The sequence below is a fragment of the Nitratireductor luteus genome, from assembly GCF_026162365.1.
In the GTDB taxonomy this organism is placed as follows: domain Bacteria; phylum Pseudomonadota; class Alphaproteobacteria; order Rhizobiales; family Rhizobiaceae; genus Chelativorans; species Chelativorans luteus.
The window spans coordinates 80,527-99,672 of the sequence record NZ_JAOANW010000006.1 but is presented as its reverse complement, the minus strand read 5'-3'; the positions used below and the strand labels follow the sequence as shown (position 1 = coordinate 99,672).

Annotated in this window: 17 protein-coding genes; 15 read left to right on the top strand and 2 right to left on the bottom strand. The window is 61.6% G+C overall.

What is annotated here, in order from left to right:
- Window positions 1-43 precede the first annotated feature (43 nt).
- From N1058_RS09390 to N1058_RS09350, 9 genes are all read left to right on the top strand, one after another.
- Entirely contained in the window at window positions 44-1,042 is a 999-nt protein-coding gene (locus N1058_RS09390; protein WP_265517505.1) for a Gfo/Idh/MocA family protein, read from the top strand.
- Window positions 1,039-2,055 carry a Gfo/Idh/MocA family protein gene (locus N1058_RS09385; RefSeq protein ID WP_265517259.1) on the top strand — a complete coding sequence of 339 codons (1,017 nt, stop codon included), beginning with the start codon at window positions 1,039-1,041 and terminating at the stop codon, window positions 2,053-2,055. Before N1058_RS09390 ends, N1058_RS09385 begins: the two co-directional genes overlap by 4 nt.
- Entirely contained in the window at window positions 2,052-3,107 is a 1,056-nt protein-coding gene (locus N1058_RS09380; RefSeq protein WP_265517258.1) for a Gfo/Idh/MocA family protein, read from the top strand. Before N1058_RS09385 ends, N1058_RS09380 begins: the two co-directional genes overlap by 4 nt.
- 53 nt (window positions 3,108-3,160) lie before the next feature.
- A complete protein-coding gene (locus N1058_RS09375; RefSeq protein WP_265517257.1) occupies window positions 3,161-4,429 on the top strand; it encodes an ABC transporter substrate-binding protein in 1,269 nt (422 codons plus the stop codon).
- A gap of 84 nt (window positions 4,430-4,513) precedes the next feature.
- A complete protein-coding gene (locus tag N1058_RS09370; RefSeq protein WP_265517256.1) occupies window positions 4,514-5,482 on the top strand; it encodes a carbohydrate ABC transporter permease in 969 nt (322 codons plus the stop codon).
- Complete coding sequence (locus tag N1058_RS09365; protein WP_265517255.1) at window positions 5,475-6,530, top strand: carbohydrate ABC transporter permease; 1,056 nt, start codon at window positions 5,475-5,477, stop codon at window positions 6,528-6,530. Before N1058_RS09370 ends, N1058_RS09365 begins: the two co-directional genes overlap by 8 nt.
- Before the next feature lie 21 nt (window positions 6,531-6,551).
- Complete coding sequence (locus N1058_RS09360; RefSeq protein ID WP_265517254.1) at window positions 6,552-7,631, top strand: ABC transporter ATP-binding protein; 1,080 nt, start codon at window positions 6,552-6,554, stop codon at window positions 7,629-7,631.
- A 34-nt stretch (window positions 7,632-7,665) separates the two neighbouring features.
- Window positions 7,666-8,865: a mannonate dehydratase gene (uxuA, locus tag N1058_RS09355; protein ID WP_265517253.1), complete on the top strand. Its 1,200-nt coding sequence runs from the start codon at window positions 7,666-7,668 to the stop codon at window positions 8,863-8,865.
- 208 nt (window positions 8,866-9,073) lie between these two features.
- Window positions 9,074-9,319, top strand: a complete 246-nt coding sequence (locus tag N1058_RS09350) for a hypothetical protein (protein ID WP_265517252.1) — start codon at window positions 9,074-9,076, stop codon at window positions 9,317-9,319.
- Between the two features lie 224 nt (window positions 9,320-9,543).
- On the opposite strand, the gene N1058_RS09345 is transcribed toward N1058_RS09350, so the two are convergent.
- On the bottom strand, window positions 9,544-10,317 hold the full coding sequence (locus N1058_RS09345) for a helix-turn-helix transcriptional regulator (RefSeq protein WP_265517251.1): 774 nt from the start codon (window positions 10,315-10,317) through the stop codon (window positions 9,544-9,546).
- Between the two features lie 945 nt (window positions 10,318-11,262).
- Here N1058_RS09345 and N1058_RS09340 point away from each other — a divergent pair.
- The 6 genes from N1058_RS09340 (at window position 11,263) to N1058_RS09315 (ending at window position 17,347) form a co-directional block, all read left to right on the top strand.
- Window positions 11,263-12,669: an FAD-binding oxidoreductase gene (locus tag N1058_RS09340; protein WP_265517250.1), complete on the top strand. Its 1,407-nt coding sequence runs from the start codon at window positions 11,263-11,265 to the stop codon at window positions 12,667-12,669.
- A 50-nt stretch (window positions 12,670-12,719) separates the two neighbouring features.
- Complete coding sequence (locus N1058_RS09335; protein WP_265517249.1) at window positions 12,720-13,700, top strand: Bug family tripartite tricarboxylate transporter substrate binding protein; 981 nt, start codon at window positions 12,720-12,722, stop codon at window positions 13,698-13,700.
- Window positions 13,701-13,762: 62 nt separating this feature from the next.
- Window positions 13,763-14,230, top strand: a complete 468-nt coding sequence (locus N1058_RS09330; protein WP_265517248.1) for a tripartite tricarboxylate transporter TctB family protein — start codon at window positions 13,763-13,765, stop codon at window positions 14,228-14,230.
- On the top strand, window positions 14,230-15,741 hold the full coding sequence (locus N1058_RS09325; protein ID WP_265517247.1) for a tripartite tricarboxylate transporter permease: 1,512 nt from the start codon (window positions 14,230-14,232) through the stop codon (window positions 15,739-15,741). Before N1058_RS09330 ends, N1058_RS09325 begins: the two co-directional genes overlap by 1 nt.
- On the top strand, window positions 15,696-16,445 hold the full coding sequence (locus N1058_RS09320; protein WP_338040653.1) for a GntR family transcriptional regulator: 750 nt from the start codon (window positions 15,696-15,698) through the stop codon (window positions 16,443-16,445). The genes N1058_RS09325 and N1058_RS09320 overlap by 46 nt, the downstream gene beginning before the upstream one ends.
- Window positions 16,442-17,347 (top strand): isocitrate lyase/PEP mutase family protein, encoded by a 906-nt coding sequence (locus N1058_RS09315; RefSeq protein WP_265517245.1) that lies wholly within the window; start codon window positions 16,442-16,444, stop codon window positions 17,345-17,347. Before N1058_RS09320 ends, N1058_RS09315 begins: the two co-directional genes overlap by 4 nt.
- A 62-nt stretch (window positions 17,348-17,409) precedes the next feature.
- Here N1058_RS09315 and N1058_RS09310 read toward each other — a convergent pair whose 3' ends face one another.
- Window positions 17,410-19,089 carry a BCCT family transporter gene (locus N1058_RS09310; protein WP_265517244.1) on the bottom strand — a complete coding sequence of 560 codons (1,680 nt, stop codon included), beginning with the start codon at window positions 19,087-19,089 and terminating at the stop codon, window positions 17,410-17,412.
- Window positions 19,090-19,146: the final 57 nt, after the last annotated feature.

Sequence of the window (19,146 nt, the reverse complement as noted above, 5' to 3'; positions counted from 1 at the left end):
GGTCGAAAGCGATCGATTGACCTGCGCGCTGGTGGGCACGGGTATGGTGGCCCGCACTCATCTGGCCGCCCTCCGGGCTGCCGCGCCGCGTGTCCGGCTCAAGGGGGTGGCAGCCCGCCGCATGGAAAGCGCGCGCGCCTTTGCCGAAGCGGCGGGGGGCGAACCCTTGCAGGTCTACCCGGATATCGCCGCCATCGCCGCCGACGATGAAGTGGATTTCGCCGTTATTGCCACGCCGCCCGATGCCCGAGTGGCATTGGTTGAGCCGTTGGCCCGCGCGGGCAAGCATATCCTGCTGGAAAAGCCTGTGGGCCGCACGTCTGCCGAAGCAGAAGAGGTTGTGCGGATTTGCGAGGAGGCGGGGGTGGCGCTCGGCATCTTCTTCCAGCACCGGATGAGGGCAGCCTCGCGCAAAGCTGCCGAACTGGCGGCCTCGGGCGATCTGGGCGCGTTTGGCCTGGCCGAGATCACCGTGCCCTGGTGGCGCGAGCAGGCCTATTATGACGAACCGGGGCGCGGCAGCTATGCGCGCGATGGGGGCGGGGTGCTGATTTCGCAGGCGATTCACACGATCGACCTGGCGCTCGGCCTTGCCGGTCCGGTTGCCGAGGTGCAGGCCATGACCGCGACGTCGCGCTTTCACCGGATGGAATCGGAGGACTTTGCCACCGCGGGGCTGCGCTTCGCAAACGGCGCCGTGGGCTCGCTGGTAGCCAGCACCGCCAGTTTCCCCGGCGGGGCCGAAACCATTACGCTGCATTTCGACAAAGCCAGCCTGCATCTCGGCTCCGGAGTCTTGACCGTACGCTGGCGCGACGGACGCGAGGAAAGCTTCGGTGCCACCGCCGGCACCGGCGGCGGAGCCGACCCGATGGCGTTTACCCATGAATGGCACCAGGCGATCATCGAGGATTTCGCAAGTGCCCTGGCCGACGGGCGCCCGCCTGTCGCTTCGGGCCGCGCGGCGCTGGCCGCTCATCACTTGATTGACGCAATTGCCCGCTCTGCTTCGACGGGCCGCATCACGGAAGTATCTGAATGACAAGACCCCTCAAAATTGCCGCGCTTGGCATCGACCACCGTCACATTTTCGGGATGGCGGGCAACATGATGGCCGAAGGCGCCGAGTTTAAATGCTGGTGGACCGAGGGCGAGCCCGAGACACTCGCGAGCTTCGTCAAACGATTCCCCGACGTGCCTCGCGTGGCCAGCAAGGACGAGATCCTGAACGACCCCGAGATCGACCTGATCCTGATTTCCTCGATCCCGCGCGACCGGGCCGAATTGGCCATCGCCGCGATGGAGGCGGGAAAGGACGTGATGGTGGACAAGCCCGGCTGCACCACCATGGCGCAGCTCGATGCGATCCGCGAGACGGTGGCGCGCACGGGCCGGATCTGGACCATCGACTTTTCCGAGCGTTTCGAGGTGCCCGCCGTGACCCGCGCCGCAGAGCTGGTGGCCGAGGGAGCCATTGGCCGCGTGGTGCAGACCTTGGGGATGGGGCCGCATCGGCTCAACCGTCCGACCCGGCCCGTCTGGTTCTTCGAGCGCGAGGCCTATGGCGGCATCCTGACCGATATCGGTAGCCACCAGATCGACCAGTTCCTGTTCTTCACCGGTTCGACCGATGCCGAAGTGACCATGGCCAATGTCGCCAACTACGCTAATCCCGACGACCCGGGCCTGCAGGATTTCGGGGAGGTGGCGCTCAAGAGTGACAAGGGACACTGCTATATCCGGGTCGATTGGTACACTCCCGACGCGCTGCCTACCTGGGGCGACGGGCGACTGACCATTCTTGGAACCGAGGGCTATATCGAACTGCGCAAATATGTGGATGTGGGGGGTGCCGAGGGCACCGATCACCTGATCCTGGTCAATGGCGAGCGTTGTGAGAAGATCGCCTGCGCCGATGCCGGATTGCCCTATTTCGCGCGACTGACCGCTGATATCCGTAACCGTACCGAAACCGCAATGACACAGGCCCACGCCTTCAAGGTTTGCGAACTGGCGCTCAAGGCGCAGGCCATGGCGGAAGGGGCGGGCGTATGATCCGGGTTGCAATCGTCGGTGCCGGGATCGGTGCGCAGCATCTGGCGGGCTACCGCTCGCTACCCGCGCGCTTCGAGGTGCGGACATTCTGCGATCTCGACACCGACCGTGTCCGGAGCGTCGTTGGCGAGGATGACAGCATCACCGTGACGGGCGATCTCGACGCCGTTCTGGCCGACCCGGAGATCGATCTGGTCGACGTCTGTCTGCCGCCGCATCTGCATTTTCCCGTCTCGGAGAAGGCGCTGACTGCCGGCAAGCACGTGGTGTGCGAGAAGCCGCTGGTGCGGTCGCTGGCCGAAGCCGACGCGCTGATCGAGGTCGCCCAGAAGACCGGGCGGCAGGTCTTTCCAGTATTTCAGTATCGCTATGGCAAGGGCACGGCACAGCTGAAGGCGCTGATCGATGCGGGTCTTGCCGGCAAGCCTTTTGCCGCCAGCCTCGAAACCCACTGGAATCGTGACTCCGTTTATTACGCCGTGCCATGGCGCGGCACCTGGGCAGGGGAATCGGGCGGTGCTGTGCTGGGCCATGCGATCCACAACCATGATCTTCTGTGCAGCGTATTCGGACCTATAGCGGAGCTGTCCGCCAGCACCGCCACCCGCGTGAACGCGATCGAGGTCGAGGACTGCGGAGCGATCCTGATGGTGCATGAGAACGGCGCGCTCTCGACGAGTTCCATCACGCTCGGCGCGGCTATGGACACGACCCGCCTGCGCTTTGCCTTCGAGGGCCTGACGGCCGAGAGCGGCACCGCACCCTATGCGCCGGCCGAGGGTGGATGGCGCTTTACCGCCCGCGCTCCCTACGATCAGGCAGCCATCGACGAGGTTCTTGCCGGACTGCCCGTCTCGCTGGCGGGGTTCGCAGGTTTTTTCGACGCCATTGCCGACGCGCTGGAGGGGCGCGGCGGTCATGAGGTGACATTGGCGGACGGACGGCAGTCCATTGAACTGGTGACCGCCGTCTACCACGCCACACGAACGGGGCAGCGCGTATCACTGCCGCTGAGCAGGGCTGCCCCGCTCTACGAGAGCTGGCTGCCTTAACCGGGGCCATGGATCCCCAACTGGAAGACCTGCAAATCAGGGAGGAGAACGGAATGAAACACAAAATTTTGGCGACAACGGCATTCGCGGCCGTGTTCAGTGCCGGGGCGCTGAGCGCCAGCGCACAGGAAATTCGAATCATGTGCACATCGGACGGTGCCGAATGCGAGGTGCTGGACGAACTGACCACCCGCTTCGAAGCCGATCATCCGGGCGTCGATGTGGTCATGGACGTGGTTCCTTATCAGGCGGTTCTGGAAAGCCTGCCGGTGCAATTGGCCGCAGGGACCGGCCCGGACCTTGCCATGGTGACCGATCTGGGCGGGCTGAACCCCTATTACCTGGATCTGGCACCCTACGTGGACCGCGACTATTGGGAGTCCAGCTTCGGCGACGTGCTGGGATGGTATCGCGCCAGCCCCGATGACGACGGCATTTACGGTCTGCACATGTTGCTGACCATCACCGGCGCCTACATCAACCGCACCTTGTTCGAACAGGCGGGTGTTGAAGTGCCGGGCCCGGATGCCTCCTGGGACGACTGGGCCGAAGCTTCGCGGGCGGTGGCCGAGGCCACCGACACCACGTTCCCTATGGCGATGGACCGCTCCGGCCATCGGATCGCCGGGCCGGCGATTTCCTACGGAGCCAAGATCTTTGACGAGGACGGCGAGCCGATCCTGGTCGATGACGCTTTCACGGCCTATGTGCAGAAATTCGTCGACTGGCATGAGGACGGCACCATGGCGCGCGATGTCTGGGCTGGACAGGGCGGCGACAGTTACCGTGACGCGGCGCAGGAATTCATCAATGGCGAGCTGGTCTACTACTACTCGGGAAGCTGGCAGACCGGCCGTTTCGATGAACAGATTGGCGACTTCTTCGACTGGCAGGTCGTGGGGTCCCCCTGTGGCGAAGGCGGCTGCACCGGTATGCCGGGCGGCTCGGGCCTTGTCGGTTTCAAGCAGACCAAGCATCCCGAGATCGTGGCGGCGCTGATGGACTATCTCGCACAGCAAGAGATCTATGCTGAGTTCTCGGGGCGCACCCGAAATATCCCCGCGCATCGCGCTGTGGCGTCGGCAGGCGCAGACTATGAGGGCGCGTCCGAACCGGCCGCTACCGCGCTGAAAACCTGGGGCGCTCAGGTGGGGCGTGTCTCTCCGATCGCCTTTGCCTATCAGGGCTATCGCAACAACCGCGCCATGTTCAACATCACGGTGCAACGTGCGACCCAGGCCGTCGTCGGCGAACTAACAGTCGAAGAGGCCATGGAACGCGCCGAAGCAGATCTGGCCGCTGTGCTGGCCGAAACCAAGTAAGACCGATAGCTGCAAGCGACCGGCGGGGCCCGAGGACTTTCGGGTCCCGCCACAGCACAGAACGGGCATCGGAGGGCTCGGACCATGTACAGCACTGTCGCACCGGTGATGCGGATCATCGAGATTCCTTTCGCCTTCGTGCAGAGCCGTCTCGGTATCCAGCGGCTTGCCTGGCTGTTTCTCGCGCCCAACCTCATTCTCTTCGGCGTCTTTGCGTTTTTGCCGATCATCTTGAACTTTCTCTATGCGCTGACGGGGGGCGATCAGGTATTGCTCAACGACCGGCCCTTTGTCGGCGGCGCGAATTTCCAGAGCCTCGCCAACTGCGAGAATGTTTTTGACCCCAATTCCTGCGAGCGTGACCTGTTCTGGCGCGCGATCTGGAACTCCGTCTGGTTCGTGGTGCTGCAGGTGGGCCTGATGGTCGGTTTCTCACTGCTGACGGCGCTGGTTCTGAACCGCGATATCCGCGCGCGCGGCTTCTTTCGCGGTGTCTTCTTCTTCCCGGTGCTGCTCTCTCCCGTGGTGGTGGCGCTGATCTGGAAATGGATCCTGCAGCGCAACGGCTTGCTGAACGCAGGACTGGAGGTCATGGGCTATGAACGTGTGCTGTGGCTGTTGGACCGGCATTGGGCTTTTGCCTGGTCGGTGTTCCTATCGGTCTGGGCGCATATGGGATTCTATACACTCATCCTGCTGGCCGGGCTGCAGGCAATTCCACGCGATGTCTACGAGGCCGCGCTGATGGACCGCGCGAGCCCCTGGCGGACATTCCGCAAGATCACTTTGCCACTGCTCGCCCCCACCATGCTGGTGGTGCTGGTGCTGGCGCTGATCAAGGGCGTGCAGACCTTTGACGAGATCTACGCCTTCACCGGCGGCGGTCCCGGTTCTGCAACCACCTTCATCATTCAATATATTTACCAGACTGGTTTTGCCGGAGCACCGCGCCTCTTCGGACTGGCTGCGGCCGCCTCGATCCTGCTGGCGCTGGTACTGGCCTTGCTGACCGCCGTGCAGCTCTGGGCCAACCGGAGGAATGTCGATGGGTAAGATCGTGTCTTTCATGACCCGCACCCGCGCTGGAAAAGGCCAGATGGACTGGACCGACTGGCTGACCTACGGCTATCTCTGCATGGGCATCCTCTTGATGTTCGGTCCGGTGGTCTGGCTGGTGTTGTCCTCGTTCAAGACCGAGGCCGACCTGCAGCGCTTCCCGCCGCGGCTTCTGCCCTATGCTCAGGAAACGGTCGAGGTCGAGGGCTATGACGAGCCGCTGGCGCTGTTCGATATCGTGGGCGGCGACCATGAGGGCAGGAAACTGGCGCTTATCCGCCGCGTGGGGCTGGTGGCGCAGATGATCGACCCTGCCGCGCCCGACGAGAGGCTGCGCGTCAATGTGGCCGACTGGCAGCCAATCGAGCGGGTTTCGCTGGCGGTCGAGAACTACACCCTACTGTTCGAGCGCTTCAACTTCCTGCGCTTCCTGTGGAATTCCACCTTCATCACGGTGATGGCCACGGCGATCATGCTGCTGGTGAACTCGATGGCGGCCTTTGCGCTCTCGAAATATAAGTTCCGCGGCCGGACCACGGTTTTGATACTGGTGATCGGCACGTTGATGATCCCGCAGACGGTGGTTCTGGTACCGCTCTTTCTGATCACGCGTGAATTGGGAATGCTGAACAGTCTCTGGGGCGTGATCATTCCCGGCGCAGCCACGCCGACAGGGGTGTTTCTGCTCAGGCAATACATGATCACCATACCCGACGAGATCCTTGACGCCGCGCGGATGGACAAGGCCAGCGAGTGGAAGATCTTCTGGCGCATAATCCTGCCGCTCTCGGCGCCCGCCATCGCAGTGCTGGCGATCCTTGCGATCATGTGGCGCTGGAATGATTTCCTCTGGCCGCTGATCGTTTTGAGCGAGACCGAGAACTTTACGCTGCAACTGGCGCTCAATTCGTTCCAGGGCGAGATGTCCACGCAATGGAGCAACCTGCTGGCGATGACCGTGCTCACGCTTCTGCCGATCGCGCTCGTTTTCATGTTTTTGCAGAAATACATCGCCACCGGCATTGCGTCGACCGGCGGCAAATGACCGGGGAAGGGAGGGTCTGACATGGCCAGTATCCAACTGAAGGATGTCCGCAAGAGTTACGGCGCTGCAGAGGTGATCAAGGGCGTCGATCTGGACGTCAAGCATGGTGAGTTCTGTGTTTTCGTGGGGCCGTCGGGTTGCGGCAAGTCCACGCTTTTGCGAATGATTTCCGGGCTCGAGGAGATCACGGGCGGCGAGATCGCCATCGGTGGCGAGGTGGTCAACAACATCGCCGCCGCCGACCGGGGTCTTGCCATGGTGTTCCAGTCCTACGCGCTCTACCCGCATATGACCGTGCGCCAGAACCTGAGCTTCGGGCTAGAGAACATCAACACGCCCAAGGCCGAAATCGCCGAGAAAATCGGCTCGGTCGCTAAGATGCTGCAGATCGATCAGCTTCTGGAACGGCGTCCCAAGGACCTGTCCGGCGGCCAGCGTCAGCGCGTGGCCATCGGGCGCGCCGTGGTGCGCGAACCCAGGGTGTTCCTGTTCGATGAACCCCTGTCCAATCTCGACGCCGAGCTGCGCGTCGACATGCGTGGCGAGATCGCGGCGCTACACCGCCGCCTCGGCAACACGATGATCTATGTCACTCATGACCAGGTCGAAGCCATGACCATGGCCGACAAGATCGCCGTGCTGCGCCTTGGCGAGGTGGAGCAGTTCGGCGCGCCGCTGGAGCTCTATAACCGGCCGCGAAACCTGTTCGTGGCGGGCTTCATCGGCTCGCCCAAGATGAATTTCCTCGCGGGCCGGATCGACGAAGGGGACCGCGGTGTGCTGGTCCTGCCCACGGGTGAGCGCGTGGCGATTCCCGAGGACGGGTTCGGTCACCGGCCGGGGCAGGAGGTCACGCTGGGCATCCGCCCGTCCGAGATGCAGCCGGCCGCAGACGGTCCTGTCACCATCGAAGTGCGCAGCGTTGAGCAACTGGGCGGTGAATCCTACCTCTACGGTGTGATGAACGACGGCACAAAGGTGACCGTGCACAGCCCGGGCCAGACAGGTGTGCGCATTGGCGAGACGATTGCGCTCGGCCTGCCGCCGACGCGGATACACCTCTTTGACACGCAGGGCGGCCTCAGCCTACGAGCGGATTAAGACCCCGCAAAGGGGCTTCGGGAAAGGACGATAGATGAAACAGACCTGGCGGTGGTTCGGACCCGCGGATGAGATCTCGATTGCCGAGATCCGCCAAACCGGGGCCGAGGGGATCGTATCGGCGCTGCACCATATTCCGCCCGGCGACGTCTGGACACCCGATGAGATCGCCCGGCGGCAGGATCAGGTCGCGCGGCCGGACGGCAAGCCGTCGGGGCTGGCGTGGGACGTTGTCGAAAGCTTGCCGGTTTCGGAGGCAATCAAGACCCAGACCGGCCCGGTCAAGCCGCATCTTGATGCCTACCGCGAAAGCCTGCGCAATCTAGCGGCCGCCGGTATTTCCACGGTCTGCTACAATTTCATGCCGGTGCTCGACTGGACCCGGACCGAGCTGTCGGCGCCCATGCCCAATGGCGGGCGCGCAATGCGCTTCGATCTGGTGCAGTTCTGCGTCTTCGACCGTTTTATCCTGAACCGGCCCGGCGCGGGCGAAGACTACCCCGAGTTTCTGCTGTCCGAAGCCGAGGCAGTCTTTGCCGGGATGTCCGACGCCGCCCGCGCGCAATTGGCCGACAACATCGTGGCCGGACTGCCGGGCGCCAACGATACGTGGACACTGGAGGATGTTTGCCACCATCTGGGCACGTATGACGCTATCGACGCTGACCGGCTGCGCGGGCACCTTGTAGATTTCCTATCAAAGGTCGTGCCGTTGGCTGAGGAGCTTGGGATCCGCCTTTGCTGTCATCCCGACGATCCGCCGTTCTCGCTGTTGGGGCTACCGCGCGTCATGTCCTGCGAAGACGACTATGCCCGCGTGATGGAAGCCGTCGACAGCCCCGCGAACGGCATCACCTTCTGCACCGGTTCGCTCGGCGTAGCCGAGGATTTCGATGGCGCGCGTTTCGTGACCCGGCTGGGACCGCACATCCACTTCGTCCACCTGCGCAACACCCGCCGGGTTGGCGCCGGCGTCGACGGGCGGCACAGTTTCTTTGAATCCGAGCATCTGGACGGCGATACCGACATGGTGGCCACGATTCGAGCGCTGCTTGCCGAAGAGGCACGACGCAGGGCCGAGGGCCGCGCCGACTGGAAGATCCCAATGCGGCCGGATCACGGGCAATCGCTGCTTTCCGACCTCGACCGCCCCGTGATGCCGGGCTATCCGCTGATTGGGCGGCTCAGGGGATTGGCCGAGCTGCGCGGCGTCATGGCGGCGCTCGGAAATTGAGGTGCGGCTGCTTTCGATCACGGTAAACAACCGGAGTTTGGCCTGACACGTTCTGTTGTTGGAGCGCGCCATGATCCAATGATGGCCCGACCATAACTCTTGCGGGAGCGCGATTAGGAGTCGGGAGCTTTGGAAGCTGGGCTCTAGGCTTTACGCCGGCTACCAGGAACATCGCCGGCTCCAATGCGTTGTAGTGCTGGAGGTCGAAATGGTGTGGATCATTTGGCTCGGCGCCGTTCTTGTTATTCTCGGACTGCTCTACTCAGCGCGATCTGTCATCTTTCGTGGTCGCATGAGTGACCCTCACTCGTCGCCGTCAGCAGCACGGACGCTTGAGCCTAAACGCAGCGGCATTCGGATGTTTGGCCTTAAGGACCATTGGCCTGGACTTGCGCTGATCGTGGTCGGCGCGGTCATTCTGCTGTTCGGATTTTTCGGTCTCCGCGCATTATAGTGTGTTCTGGAGCCGAGGTTGGACTGTTGCGCGTAAAACTGCCCGATTATGCCTGCGATTTCGGGTTTCAATGCAACCCATGTTCCCCGCCCTCGGAACTGCTCGTTGAACGCAGTTCCCAATCATAAATGCAGGGCCGAATACTAATCGGACCAGGGGTTTTCCTTCCGCGCAGAATCACATGAAAACAGCGGTACGCCGGATCATGGACAGTGCCCGATCGATCAGACCAGATGCTGTTTTAGCTCACCAAGCTTGTAGGCGACCTCTGTCCGGTTCGTTGCTTTGAGCTTTTTCATGATATTGCGAATATGAACCTTCACGGTGCTTTCGCGTATGTTGAGCTCATAGGCGATGATCTTGTTCGGCTTGCCCTGCCGAAGCGCTTCCACGACCCCTATCTCGCGGCGCGTGAAGATCGCGTGCAAAAGCTGCGCTTTCTTGATCTTGTCATCGATCAAGTGACGCATGGCCAGCACGCTGCTGGCAGGAATAAAAGTTCCGCCTGACATGGCCAGCGCGACTGCTTCGATGCAGACATTGATGCCAACCGAAGCCGGTATGTAGCCGCGCGCTCCATATTCAAGCGCCATCAATATCTGTTCCAGCTTTTCGTTATCGGCCAGAACAACGACCGGAACGGGGTGGAAGTCGGCGGAAAGTTCCCGGATCTGTTTGGCGATGCCGCCTTCCATCACATTCTGCTCGCCAACATTCAGGAGTATTGCCCCTAGCGGGGGATATGTTTTCTCTTTATCTCTCCATTCGGTGACCGAGCCAACGGCAACGATGTCCATTCCAGGTTCGTGGCTGATCAGCGCTCGGCGCAGGTATTCGCATCTGAGCCTCGTGCTTCCCATGAGCAGAAGACACGCTGTTCGCTCCTTCCGCTTGTCGGCGGGTTTTACGCCTCGGTACAGTTTCGCTTCAACCGTCCGCTTTTCTTGATGGAGGCAAAGAAGTAAACCGTCATCAAGATTAAGAGCCCTTTTGTTCATGCCGAAGCCCACCTCTCCTAATAAGGATTCTTGGGGGAGTCGCGCGAACTATCTTGTGTCTCTACGCCTTTGATGATTCTGATGGCGTATACTCCACCGACACTGGTAGTGCTTTCTCAGCAAATAGTATTTGAGAGCAATTACCATGTGACGCAAGCGCCCCTGCCAAATCCAATCTCATCCAAATCTTAGCCAATGAGACCGCGTAGGGCGTTAGCACCGCGTACTAAAAGTTATCGCAGCGTACATAAATTCGGTTTAGATGCCGCGCAATGAGCCGGCACACCTCTTTGCCATAAACGCGGCCGTCTCTCAGAGTGAAGATGTTGAGACGGATCCGACTGAAGGGGCTCAGGTCGGCCGGTTACTTTTCTCCCGCCGCCCGCCAAGATCGCATTGTCGCGCCAATCGAGCCGACAACCTGCCGCATCCGTGTCAGGATGGATCAAACGGTTGGCGTGGACGTTGGGCGCCGAAAGCTGTGCGACCGAAATGCCGGCCGCGGATTTTCGCTTTGCCGTGAGTTCCATAATACATATTACGCTACTTACCCATAAATCTGGCAGACAGGCAAGTTGGAGATACGACAGATGCCTCAGCCCATCTTCCTGGTCTTTTCTACGAAGGAAGGAGGTTGGCGTTCGGTTTTCCAAGAGCATATTCGACTTCCAAGGCGTAGCTGGAGGGGATGAAAAAGCCGGCCCAGAGCAAGATCATGCCGCCCCCCCCCCAAACTCCCGAATGCCAGGTTCGCCGAAAGCCCAGTGACAGCAGGAATAGTCATACAGCCGACGGATGTTGCCGCTCTGCAGTGATCTGGCCTTCCGGCGCCGTGCGGACGCTCTGGAACGCGAGCGGCAAAGGAGGGAGATTTGCGCACCCGGTACAGTTGCCCAACGGCGATGATTGTTATATGTAACACATAACAGCCGTGGGAGGGGTGTGATGGCGGCATATGCGCCGGGTGAAGTGATCAAGCAACTTGCACTGGAAGTCGGTGCAAGCGCTGCACTTGTTGGCACCGATGTCCCGGACCGCAACCGGATCGATTGGAGTTTCCTTCCCGCAAGCACACCTTTGGCAGTATTTCGGCCCTCCACCACCGAGGAGGTCTCCACGATCCTCCGAACCTGCCATAAGGCCGGGATCGCCGTTACGCCACAGGGAGGATTGACCGGTCTTTGTGGCGGGGCGCGGCCGCTCGATGGTGGTGTTGGCCTGTCAATGGAGCGTATGACCGGCATCGACCAGATCGATGCCGACGGCATGACGATGACCGTGAGGGCGGGCACTCCGCTCGAGACTGTCCAGCAGGCGGCTGAGGAGGCAGGACTCTTCTTCGCTCTCGATCTCGGCGCGCGCGGTTCCTGTGCGATCGGCGGCAATCTCTCGACCAATGCGGGTGGCAATCGCGTCATCCGCTACGGCATGGCGCGTGAGTTGGTGCTCGGCCTCGAGGTCGTGCTGCCTGACGGCACCGTCTTGCCGATGCTAAACAGGATGCTGAAGAACAATGCCGGCTATGATCTGAAGCAGCTTTTCCTCGGGGCCGAGGGCACACTCGGCGTCATCACACGCGCCGTGCTGCGCCTGCATCCGAAACCGGGATGCGTGGCGGCCGCGCTTTGCGTGGTTACCGGTTATGACAAGGTGCTTGAATTGCTTGGCACCGCGCGTAGGAGCCTCGGACCGTTCCTTTCGGCTTTCGAGGTGATGTGGGCGGACTATTGGCATCAGGCGACCGAGCGGGTTCCGGGCGGCAAGGCGCCGGTGTCGATGGGCGACGGGACCCATGTGGTGCTCGTCGAGATGCAGGCGCTCGATGACGAGATTGACGTCGTGCGATTCGACGCCTGGCTGGAGCGACTGTTCGACGACGGTGCTATCGAGGACGGTGCCGTCGCCCGAAGCCTGACCGACATTGCCGATTTCTGGGGCACGCGCGACGCCGCGGCCGAATTCGCCAATCCTGATGTGATCGGGCCTCATATCTCGTTCGATATCGGCCTGCCGATCCGGCGGATCGAAGAATTCGTAAATCGTTCCAAGCCCCTGCTGCTGGAACAGCTCGGCTGTCATTCTGTACACTATGGTCATGTCGGCGACGGCAACATTCACATCGTTGCGTGGGTGCCTGGCGCGGCCTCGCAGCCGCTGCCAGCGGTCAGCGAGATCGTCTACGGGATCGTCCGGGATCTCGGCGGCACGGTTTCGGCCGAGCACGGAATCGGTTTGCTGAAGAAGCCGTATCTGAAGTTCACAAGGGACGAAGCCCAGATCGACCTTATGCGGCGGATCAAGCGCTGCGTCGATCCGAACGGAATACTCAATCCGACGAAGATCTTTGACTGACCCTGTCGCGACATACGTCGTGGAGGGCCAAACCCTGGGAGGAGAAAAGCATGAACTCGAACAGACGTAGCATTTTATCTCTTGTAGCCGCAGTGGTGCTCGGCGCGAGCCTTCCGGCTGCAGCGCAGGATTGGCCAAGTGGGCCGGTCACCCTGATCGTGCCCTGGAGCGCAGGAGGCGGCACCGACGCGACCGCGCGCATGATCGGCACGCTGCTGGAAAAGGAGCTGGGTGTGCCGGTGCCGGTCGTGAACCGCACGGGCGGGTCCGGTGTGATCGGCCATTCCGCTATTGCCGAAGCGGCACCGGACGGGCAGACGATCGGCATCGCGACGTTGGAAATCGGCTCTATGCACACTTTGGGCCTGACCGATCTCACCTACAAAGCCTATACGCCGATCGGCCTCTACAACTCGGACCCCGCAGCGATCTTCGTCCGCACGGACTCCGGTTTTGACGACATCCAGGGCCTATTGGCGGCGCTGGAGTCGGCCCCCGATCGCGAGTTCAAGGCGTCGGGTTCGGCGCAAGGCGGGGTGAACCATCTGGCTCTGGCCGGAATGCTTCTGGCAGCAGGCCTACCCGTCGAACGGGTCGCTTGGGTTCCCTCGGAGGGCGCGGCTCCGGGCCTGCAGGACCTGGCCGCCGGCGGCGTCAAGATCGCAACCGCGTCGCTACCGGAAGCAGCAGCGCTGATGTCGGCCGGGCTGATCAAGCCGCTCGCTGTATTTGCGAATGAGCGCCTCGACTCGGCACCGGACCTGCCAACATTCACCGAGGCGACCGGCCATGATTTCGCGCTCGGATCCTGGCGTGGCGTAGTTGCTCCCGCCGGCGTTCCCGACGACATCGCTGCCAAGTTGGTGGAAGCCGTCGGCAAGGTTGTCCACGATCCAGAGTACATGACTTTCATGAAGGATCGTGGCTACGCCACCCAATGGACTCCATCGGGTGAATTCGAGGCTTTCATGGGAAGTTCGGATAAGGCGCTCGCGCAAAGCCTCAAGGCCGTTGGTCTGGCGAAGCAATAGGATTCGCAAGGGGGGGGCAACTGCCCTCCCCTGATGTCGGCTTCCAGGGAGGCTTGGACGCGATGAAGTTTCACGACAGCCTGATTGGGGCAATTCTGCTTGCCTTCGGATTCTGGGTGGTGGTGACCGCCCTGGGGTATCCGCAAATGCCCGGTCAGAGCATCGGACCGGGAACTTTTCCCAGCGTGCTGGGCGCCTTGTTTATCGCCGGAGGAGCGCTTCTGACGATTTCGGGGCTGCGCACGCGGGGCACGACGTTACTCGATATTGATCCCGGCTGGCGGCATGCTGATCGGCTCGCCGCAGCTCTGCTGGCAACTGTCGGGGCCGTACTGCTTGCTTTGGTGTTCGAGAGCGTTGGCTTTCCGCTCGGTGGCTTCGTGCTGGTTACTGCGCTGTTCGTCCTTTCGGGATACCGGCATCCGATCTGGATCGGGGTGTCGGCGGTTTTCGTGCTGGCGGTATATCTGTTGATGACTCGCCTTCTCTACGTGCCCCTGCCGGCCGGACTTCTGAAGGGAATTCTGTGATGGTCCTTCAGCATCTCGACGCGGCGTTGGAGCTCGTTCTGACTTGGGACATGTTCGTCGTCATGTTGTCGTGTGCGCTCTTCGGCCTGTTTGTCGGGGCGGTGCCTGGGCTTTCGGCAACCATGGCGACGGCCTTGCTGGTCCCTCTCACATTTTTCATGGACCCCGTGCCAGCCATCGCCGCCATTGTTGCCACAGCGGCGATGGCAATCTTCGCTTCCGACATTCCGGCCGCCCTGATCCGCATCCCGGGGACGGCGGCATCGGCAGCCTATGTCGACGATCTCAGCGCCCTGACGCGCATGGGCAAGGTCGGCCGCGCTCTCGGCATTTCTGTCGCGGCCTCGGCCATCGGCGGCGTTTTCGGTTCGCTTGTCCTGATGTTCGCCGCGCCGCAACTGGCGCTGGTGTCACTGAACTTCACGTCGTTCGAATATTTCTGGCTGGCGCTTCTCGGCCTTTCCGCGGCAGTGATGCTCGGTTCGGCATCGATTCTGAAGAGCCTGATCTCGCTCGGTCTCGGCCTCATGATCGCGAGCGTCGGCATGGACACGACGTCGGGCCTGCCACGCTTCACCTTCGGACTTCCCTCGCTTCTGGATGGCGTGGCGTTCGTGCCCGCGCTCATCGGCATGTTCGCCATTCCCGAGCTGATACGCACTTTCGTCCATCGCGACACCGTGCCATCCGTCGCTCCGATCGGCAACCCGTTGGTGCTGTTCCGAGGGCTTGGCGGAGTCCTGTGGCGGCACAAATGGAACCTCGCGCGAAGTTCGACGATCGGCACGACCATCGGCATCCTGCCCGGTGCCGGATCGGACATCGCAGCGTGGATCTCCTATGCGGTCTCCAAGAAATTCTCGAAGTTTCCGAAGACCTATGGCAAAGGTAGCGAGGAAGGGCTGGTCGATGCATGCGCGGCAAACAATTCGGCGCTTTCCGGCGCCTATGTGCCGGCCCTAGTCTTCGGCATCCCAGGCGACAGCATCACGGCCATCGTCATCGGCGTGCTCTACATCAAGGGTCTCAATCCAGGACCGATGGTCTTTCTGACGAGCGGCGACAAGATCACGGCGATTTTCCTCGTGTTCCTGTTGGCGAACTTGCTTATCGTGCCGCTGGGACTGTTGGCCGTTGCCCTGGCGGCGCAAGTCCTTCGGGTCCCCAAACTCGTGCTTGCACCACTGATTCTCTGTTTCTGCATCGTCGGTTCCTATTCGATCGACGCCAGTGCTTCGGGGATCGTCATCATGGTGGTTCTTGGCGTTCTGGCCTATCTGATGGAAGAGAACGGCTTTCCTGTTGCTCCGACGATCCTTGGGATCGTCATGGGGCTCCTCGTCGAACAGAATCTGGTAACCTCTTTGATCAAGTCAGACGGTTCGTTCGTCGGCTTTGTCGAACGCCCCATCGCAGCCGGGCTCGCACTTGTGGTCGCGATAGTCTGGACAGTGCCGCTCTGGCTATGGTGGAGGCAAGGACGGAAACGATCCGAGGAATTGCACACATGAATGTTCGCAGGATCAAACCGCCGCGTTCACTTGCGGAGATCGCGGCCGATCAGATTCGGAACGCGATCGTGACCGGTGCATTCAAGCTCGGCGAAAACATTTCCGAGGATCGTCTCGTCGCACAGATGGGAATCTCCCGCACGCCGATCCGGGATGCGATGGCGATCCTGTCGCGCGAAGGGCTGGTCGTCGTGCGACCCAAGCGGGGGTCGTTCGTATTCGAGACTTCGCTGGAGGATCTCGGTGCGATCTGCGAGTACCGGCAAATGCTGGAGGCGCAGGGAACGCGGGCGGCCATGCGGGCGGATCGAACGGGGTTCCTCGATACTCTTAACACCCTCGTCGAGCAGATGGAGATTGCGCTGTCGCAGGGTAAGGTCGTGGAGTATGGCCAACTCGACAGCGCATTCCATCAGGCGGCTTTCGATCACTGCGGCAATTCCTATCTGCGCGATTCCTACGCTCTGGCAGCAGGCCGCATTGCCGCTCTGCGCGCCAACATCACGGCGCCCTACAAAGCGCGGCGTGCGGAGTCGATGGCCGAACACCGAAAGATGTTGGACATGCTCACGAGGGAAGACTTCGCCGCTTACGATGCGGCGCTCGCGGTGCATGTGCAACGGACGGCAGATGTCTACCAGAAGGCGCTGGCGGAGGGGCATCTGGGACCGGTGCGAGATTCTTCCAAGAGGTTAGCTACATGATCGCCAAAGCACCGACACCGCTCATGTCCGGAGCGGCCCGCCTGAGGGAACAGTTGTCGCGAGGGGAATTGGTGGCCGCACCCGGCGCGCCGGATTGTCTGACCGCGCGATTGGTGGAGAATGCCGGGTTCACCGCAGTCTATATGACGGGCCTGGGGGCGACGGCCATGCGCCTGGGACAGCCGGACCTCGGGCTCATGACGCAAACCGAGATGGCCGCTCACGCCCGCGCCATGGTTCGTGCGGTCCGGATTCCCTTGATAGCGGATGCGGATACCGGCTACGGCGGACCGCTCAATGTGCGTCGGACGGTTGAAGAATACCTGCAGGCCGGCGTGGCCGCCCTGCATTTGGAAGACCAGGAAAGCCCCAAACGGTGTGGGCAACTGGCCGGAGTCCGCATCGTTCCAAGGCGCGAGGCGGAATTGCGTATCGCCGCGGCAGTTGCGGCCCGTACGGAAGCAAACGCCGATCTGGTCATCATCGGACGCACCGACGCACTTCAAGCCGAAGGTCTTGAAGCGGCGCTTGACCGGGCGCGAAGCTATCGTGACCTGGGTGCCGACCTCGTCTTTGTCGACGGCGTAAAGACCCGCGCCGAGGCCGAGGGGATTGCGCGGGGACTGGAGGGACCCAAGGTTATCTCCCAGGTGGACGGAACCGATGCCTCCACGCTGACCCGCGCCGAATTGGCCGAAATGGGATTTTCGATCGTGCTCTATGCGGTGACCACACTTTTTGCCGCATGCAGCGCCATCGAACGGGCGCTGGCACATTTATCCTCGGCGGGATCGCCCGACGGTCTCACCGGACAGATGAGCTATGCCGAATATTGCAAAATCGTCGGTCTCGATCGTTTCCAGGCGTTTGCGCATGACCATGAAGCTCAGGATCGCAGGTGATAGCAACTACTCCATGGAACCGGGCTGTGCACAGCACATGCTCCACATGCTGGAGGCTATGATCATCCACCGGCGAACCGTGGAGCATCGTCGCGCTGACTGGCCTCCCCTTCCCGCTCCTTGGTAACGGGCGGCGGGCCGGAAAGCGCCATCTCGCCAACATAGGCGCTGGGAAGATTATGTTCGGCCTCGTGCTCCGTCTGGAACCACTGCTTGTATCGATAGAGAACGAGATGGTCGCGGCCAAGCGCCCGCAGAAGGCCGTACATCATCACCAGGATAACGAAGGCAAAGGGGAATCCTGCCACGACAGCCGCCGCCTGCAAGGCCGCCAGGCCGCCTGCCGCCAGCAGTATGGCAGCGATCACCCCTTCCGTGGTCGCCCAGAACAGGCGCTGCACCTTCGGCGGGTCGATATGGCCGCCAGCCGTCAGCATGTCGATGACGAAGCTGCCGCTGTCCGAGGACGTCACGAACCATACCACGATCATCACGATGACGACCGCCGTCACCAGACGCGTCAGCGGAAAGTATTCGAGCAGCTTGAAGATGGCGTTGCCGTACCCCTGGCGCGTTGCCTCGATCAGACCCGGATCGCCGGCAAGTTCCATGTGGATGGCCACGCCGCCGAAGGCGGTGAACCAGAAGAACAGGATGAAGACGGGAATGAACAGGACGCCGAGCGTGAATTCGCGCACGGTGCGCCCGCGGGAAATGCGGGCGATGAAGATGCCCACGAACGGCGCCCACGATATCCACCAGGCCCAGTAGAAGATCGTCCAGTTCACCTGCCAGTTGGTACCGGAATAGGCCTCGCTCCAGAAGCTGAACTGGACCAGATTGCCGATGTAGTTACCGACATTTTCGATGAAGCTGTCGAGGATATAGAGCGTCGGCCCGGTGATCAGGATGAACGCAAGCAGCACGAAACTGAGTTGGATGTTGAAGTTGCTTATACGTTTGATGCCGCTGTCGAGGCCGAGCATGACCGAGACGGTCGCGAAAGCGGTGATGATGGCGATCAGCACAATCTGGACAAAGAGGTTGTCCGGTATGCCGAACAGGCTGTTGAGCCCGGCGCCGATCTGCATTACGCCCAGCCCCAGCGTGGTGACGATCCCGAACATGGTGCCGAAGACAGCCAGAATGTCGACCGCGTGTCCCCATGGCCCGTAGATGCGCTCGCCGATCATTGGGTAAAGCGCGGAGCGTATCGAGAGCGGCAGGCCCTTGCGGTAATGAAAATAGGCGAGGGACAGGCCGACGATGCAGTAGAGCGCCCAACCGTGAATACCCCAGTGCAGGAACGACAGAACCATCGCCTGCTCGGCCGCCTGCACGCTTTCGGGCTCCGCCATCGGCGGCGAAAAGAAGTGGAACAGCGGCTCGGCGACTGCCCAGTAGAGTAGGCCAATGCCGATACCGGCGCTGAACAGCATCGCCGTCCACGAGAAGAGCCCGTATTCCGGCGCTTCCGTCTGCGCGCCGAGGCGAACTCTTCCGTAAGGTCCGAAAGCCAGGTAAAGGCTCATCAGAACCGCCAGATTGGTGACGAGGATGAGAAACCAGCCGAAGTAGTCGGCGATAGCCGTCTGCGCCCCCGTGAAGAGCGACGCCGCCGTTTCGGTAAAGACGGCACCGAAGATGATGAACCCTACTATCAGAAGAGCCGAGACTGAAAAAACCGGTATGCTCACGTGGGGAAAAGGCCCGAGCGGGCCCACTCTCACTTGATGGGTCATGTCTGTGCCTCCATGGGTATGCCGCTTCGTGCGGCTTCTGCCTCCGTTCGTCGCGCC

Bases quoted from the DNA above. Each gene is read 5' to 3' on its own strand.
- N1058_RS09370 (WP_265517256.1), top strand. From the start codon at position 4,514: ATGTACAGCACTGTCGCACCGGTGATGCGGATCATCGAGATTCCTTTC.
- N1058_RS09360 (WP_265517254.1), top strand. From the start codon at position 6,552: ATGGCCAGTATCCAACTGAAGGATGTCCGCAAGAGTTACGGCGCTGCA.
- N1058_RS09330 (WP_265517248.1), top strand. From the start codon at position 13,763: ATGAAGTTTCACGACAGCCTGATTGGGGCAATTCTGCTTGCCTTCGGA.
- N1058_RS09350 (WP_265517252.1), top strand. From the start codon at position 9,074: ATGGTGTGGATCATTTGGCTCGGCGCCGTTCTTGTTATTCTCGGACTG.
- N1058_RS09325 (WP_265517247.1), top strand. From the start codon at position 14,230: ATGGTCCTTCAGCATCTCGACGCGGCGTTGGAGCTCGTTCTGACTTGG.
- N1058_RS09320 (WP_338040653.1), top strand. From the start codon at position 15,696: ATGGTGGAGGCAAGGACGGAAACGATCCGAGGAATTGCACACATGAAT.
- N1058_RS09365 (WP_265517255.1), top strand. From the start codon at position 5,475: ATGGGTAAGATCGTGTCTTTCATGACCCGCACCCGCGCTGGAAAAGGC.
- N1058_RS09310 (WP_265517244.1), bottom strand. From the start codon at position 19,089: ATGACCCATCAAGTGAGAGTGGGCCCGCTCGGGCCTTTTCCCCACGTG.
- N1058_RS09315 (WP_265517245.1), top strand. From the start codon at position 16,442: ATGATCGCCAAAGCACCGACACCGCTCATGTCCGGAGCGGCCCGCCTG.
- uxuA (WP_265517253.1), top strand. From the start codon at position 7,666: ATGAAACAGACCTGGCGGTGGTTCGGACCCGCGGATGAGATCTCGATT.
- N1058_RS09340 (WP_265517250.1), top strand. From the start codon at position 11,263: ATGGCGGCATATGCGCCGGGTGAAGTGATCAAGCAACTTGCACTGGAA.
- N1058_RS09385 (WP_265517259.1), top strand. From the start codon at position 1,039: ATGACAAGACCCCTCAAAATTGCCGCGCTTGGCATCGACCACCGTCAC.
- N1058_RS09335 (WP_265517249.1), top strand. From the start codon at position 12,720: ATGAACTCGAACAGACGTAGCATTTTATCTCTTGTAGCCGCAGTGGTG.
- N1058_RS09390 (WP_265517505.1), top strand. From the start codon at position 44: ATGGTGGCCCGCACTCATCTGGCCGCCCTCCGGGCTGCCGCGCCGCGT.
- N1058_RS09375 (WP_265517257.1), top strand. From the start codon at position 3,161: ATGAAACACAAAATTTTGGCGACAACGGCATTCGCGGCCGTGTTCAGT.
- N1058_RS09345 (WP_265517251.1), bottom strand. From the start codon at position 10,317: ATGAACAAAAGGGCTCTTAATCTTGATGACGGTTTACTTCTTTGCCTC.
- N1058_RS09380 (WP_265517258.1), top strand. From the start codon at position 2,052: ATGATCCGGGTTGCAATCGTCGGTGCCGGGATCGGTGCGCAGCATCTG.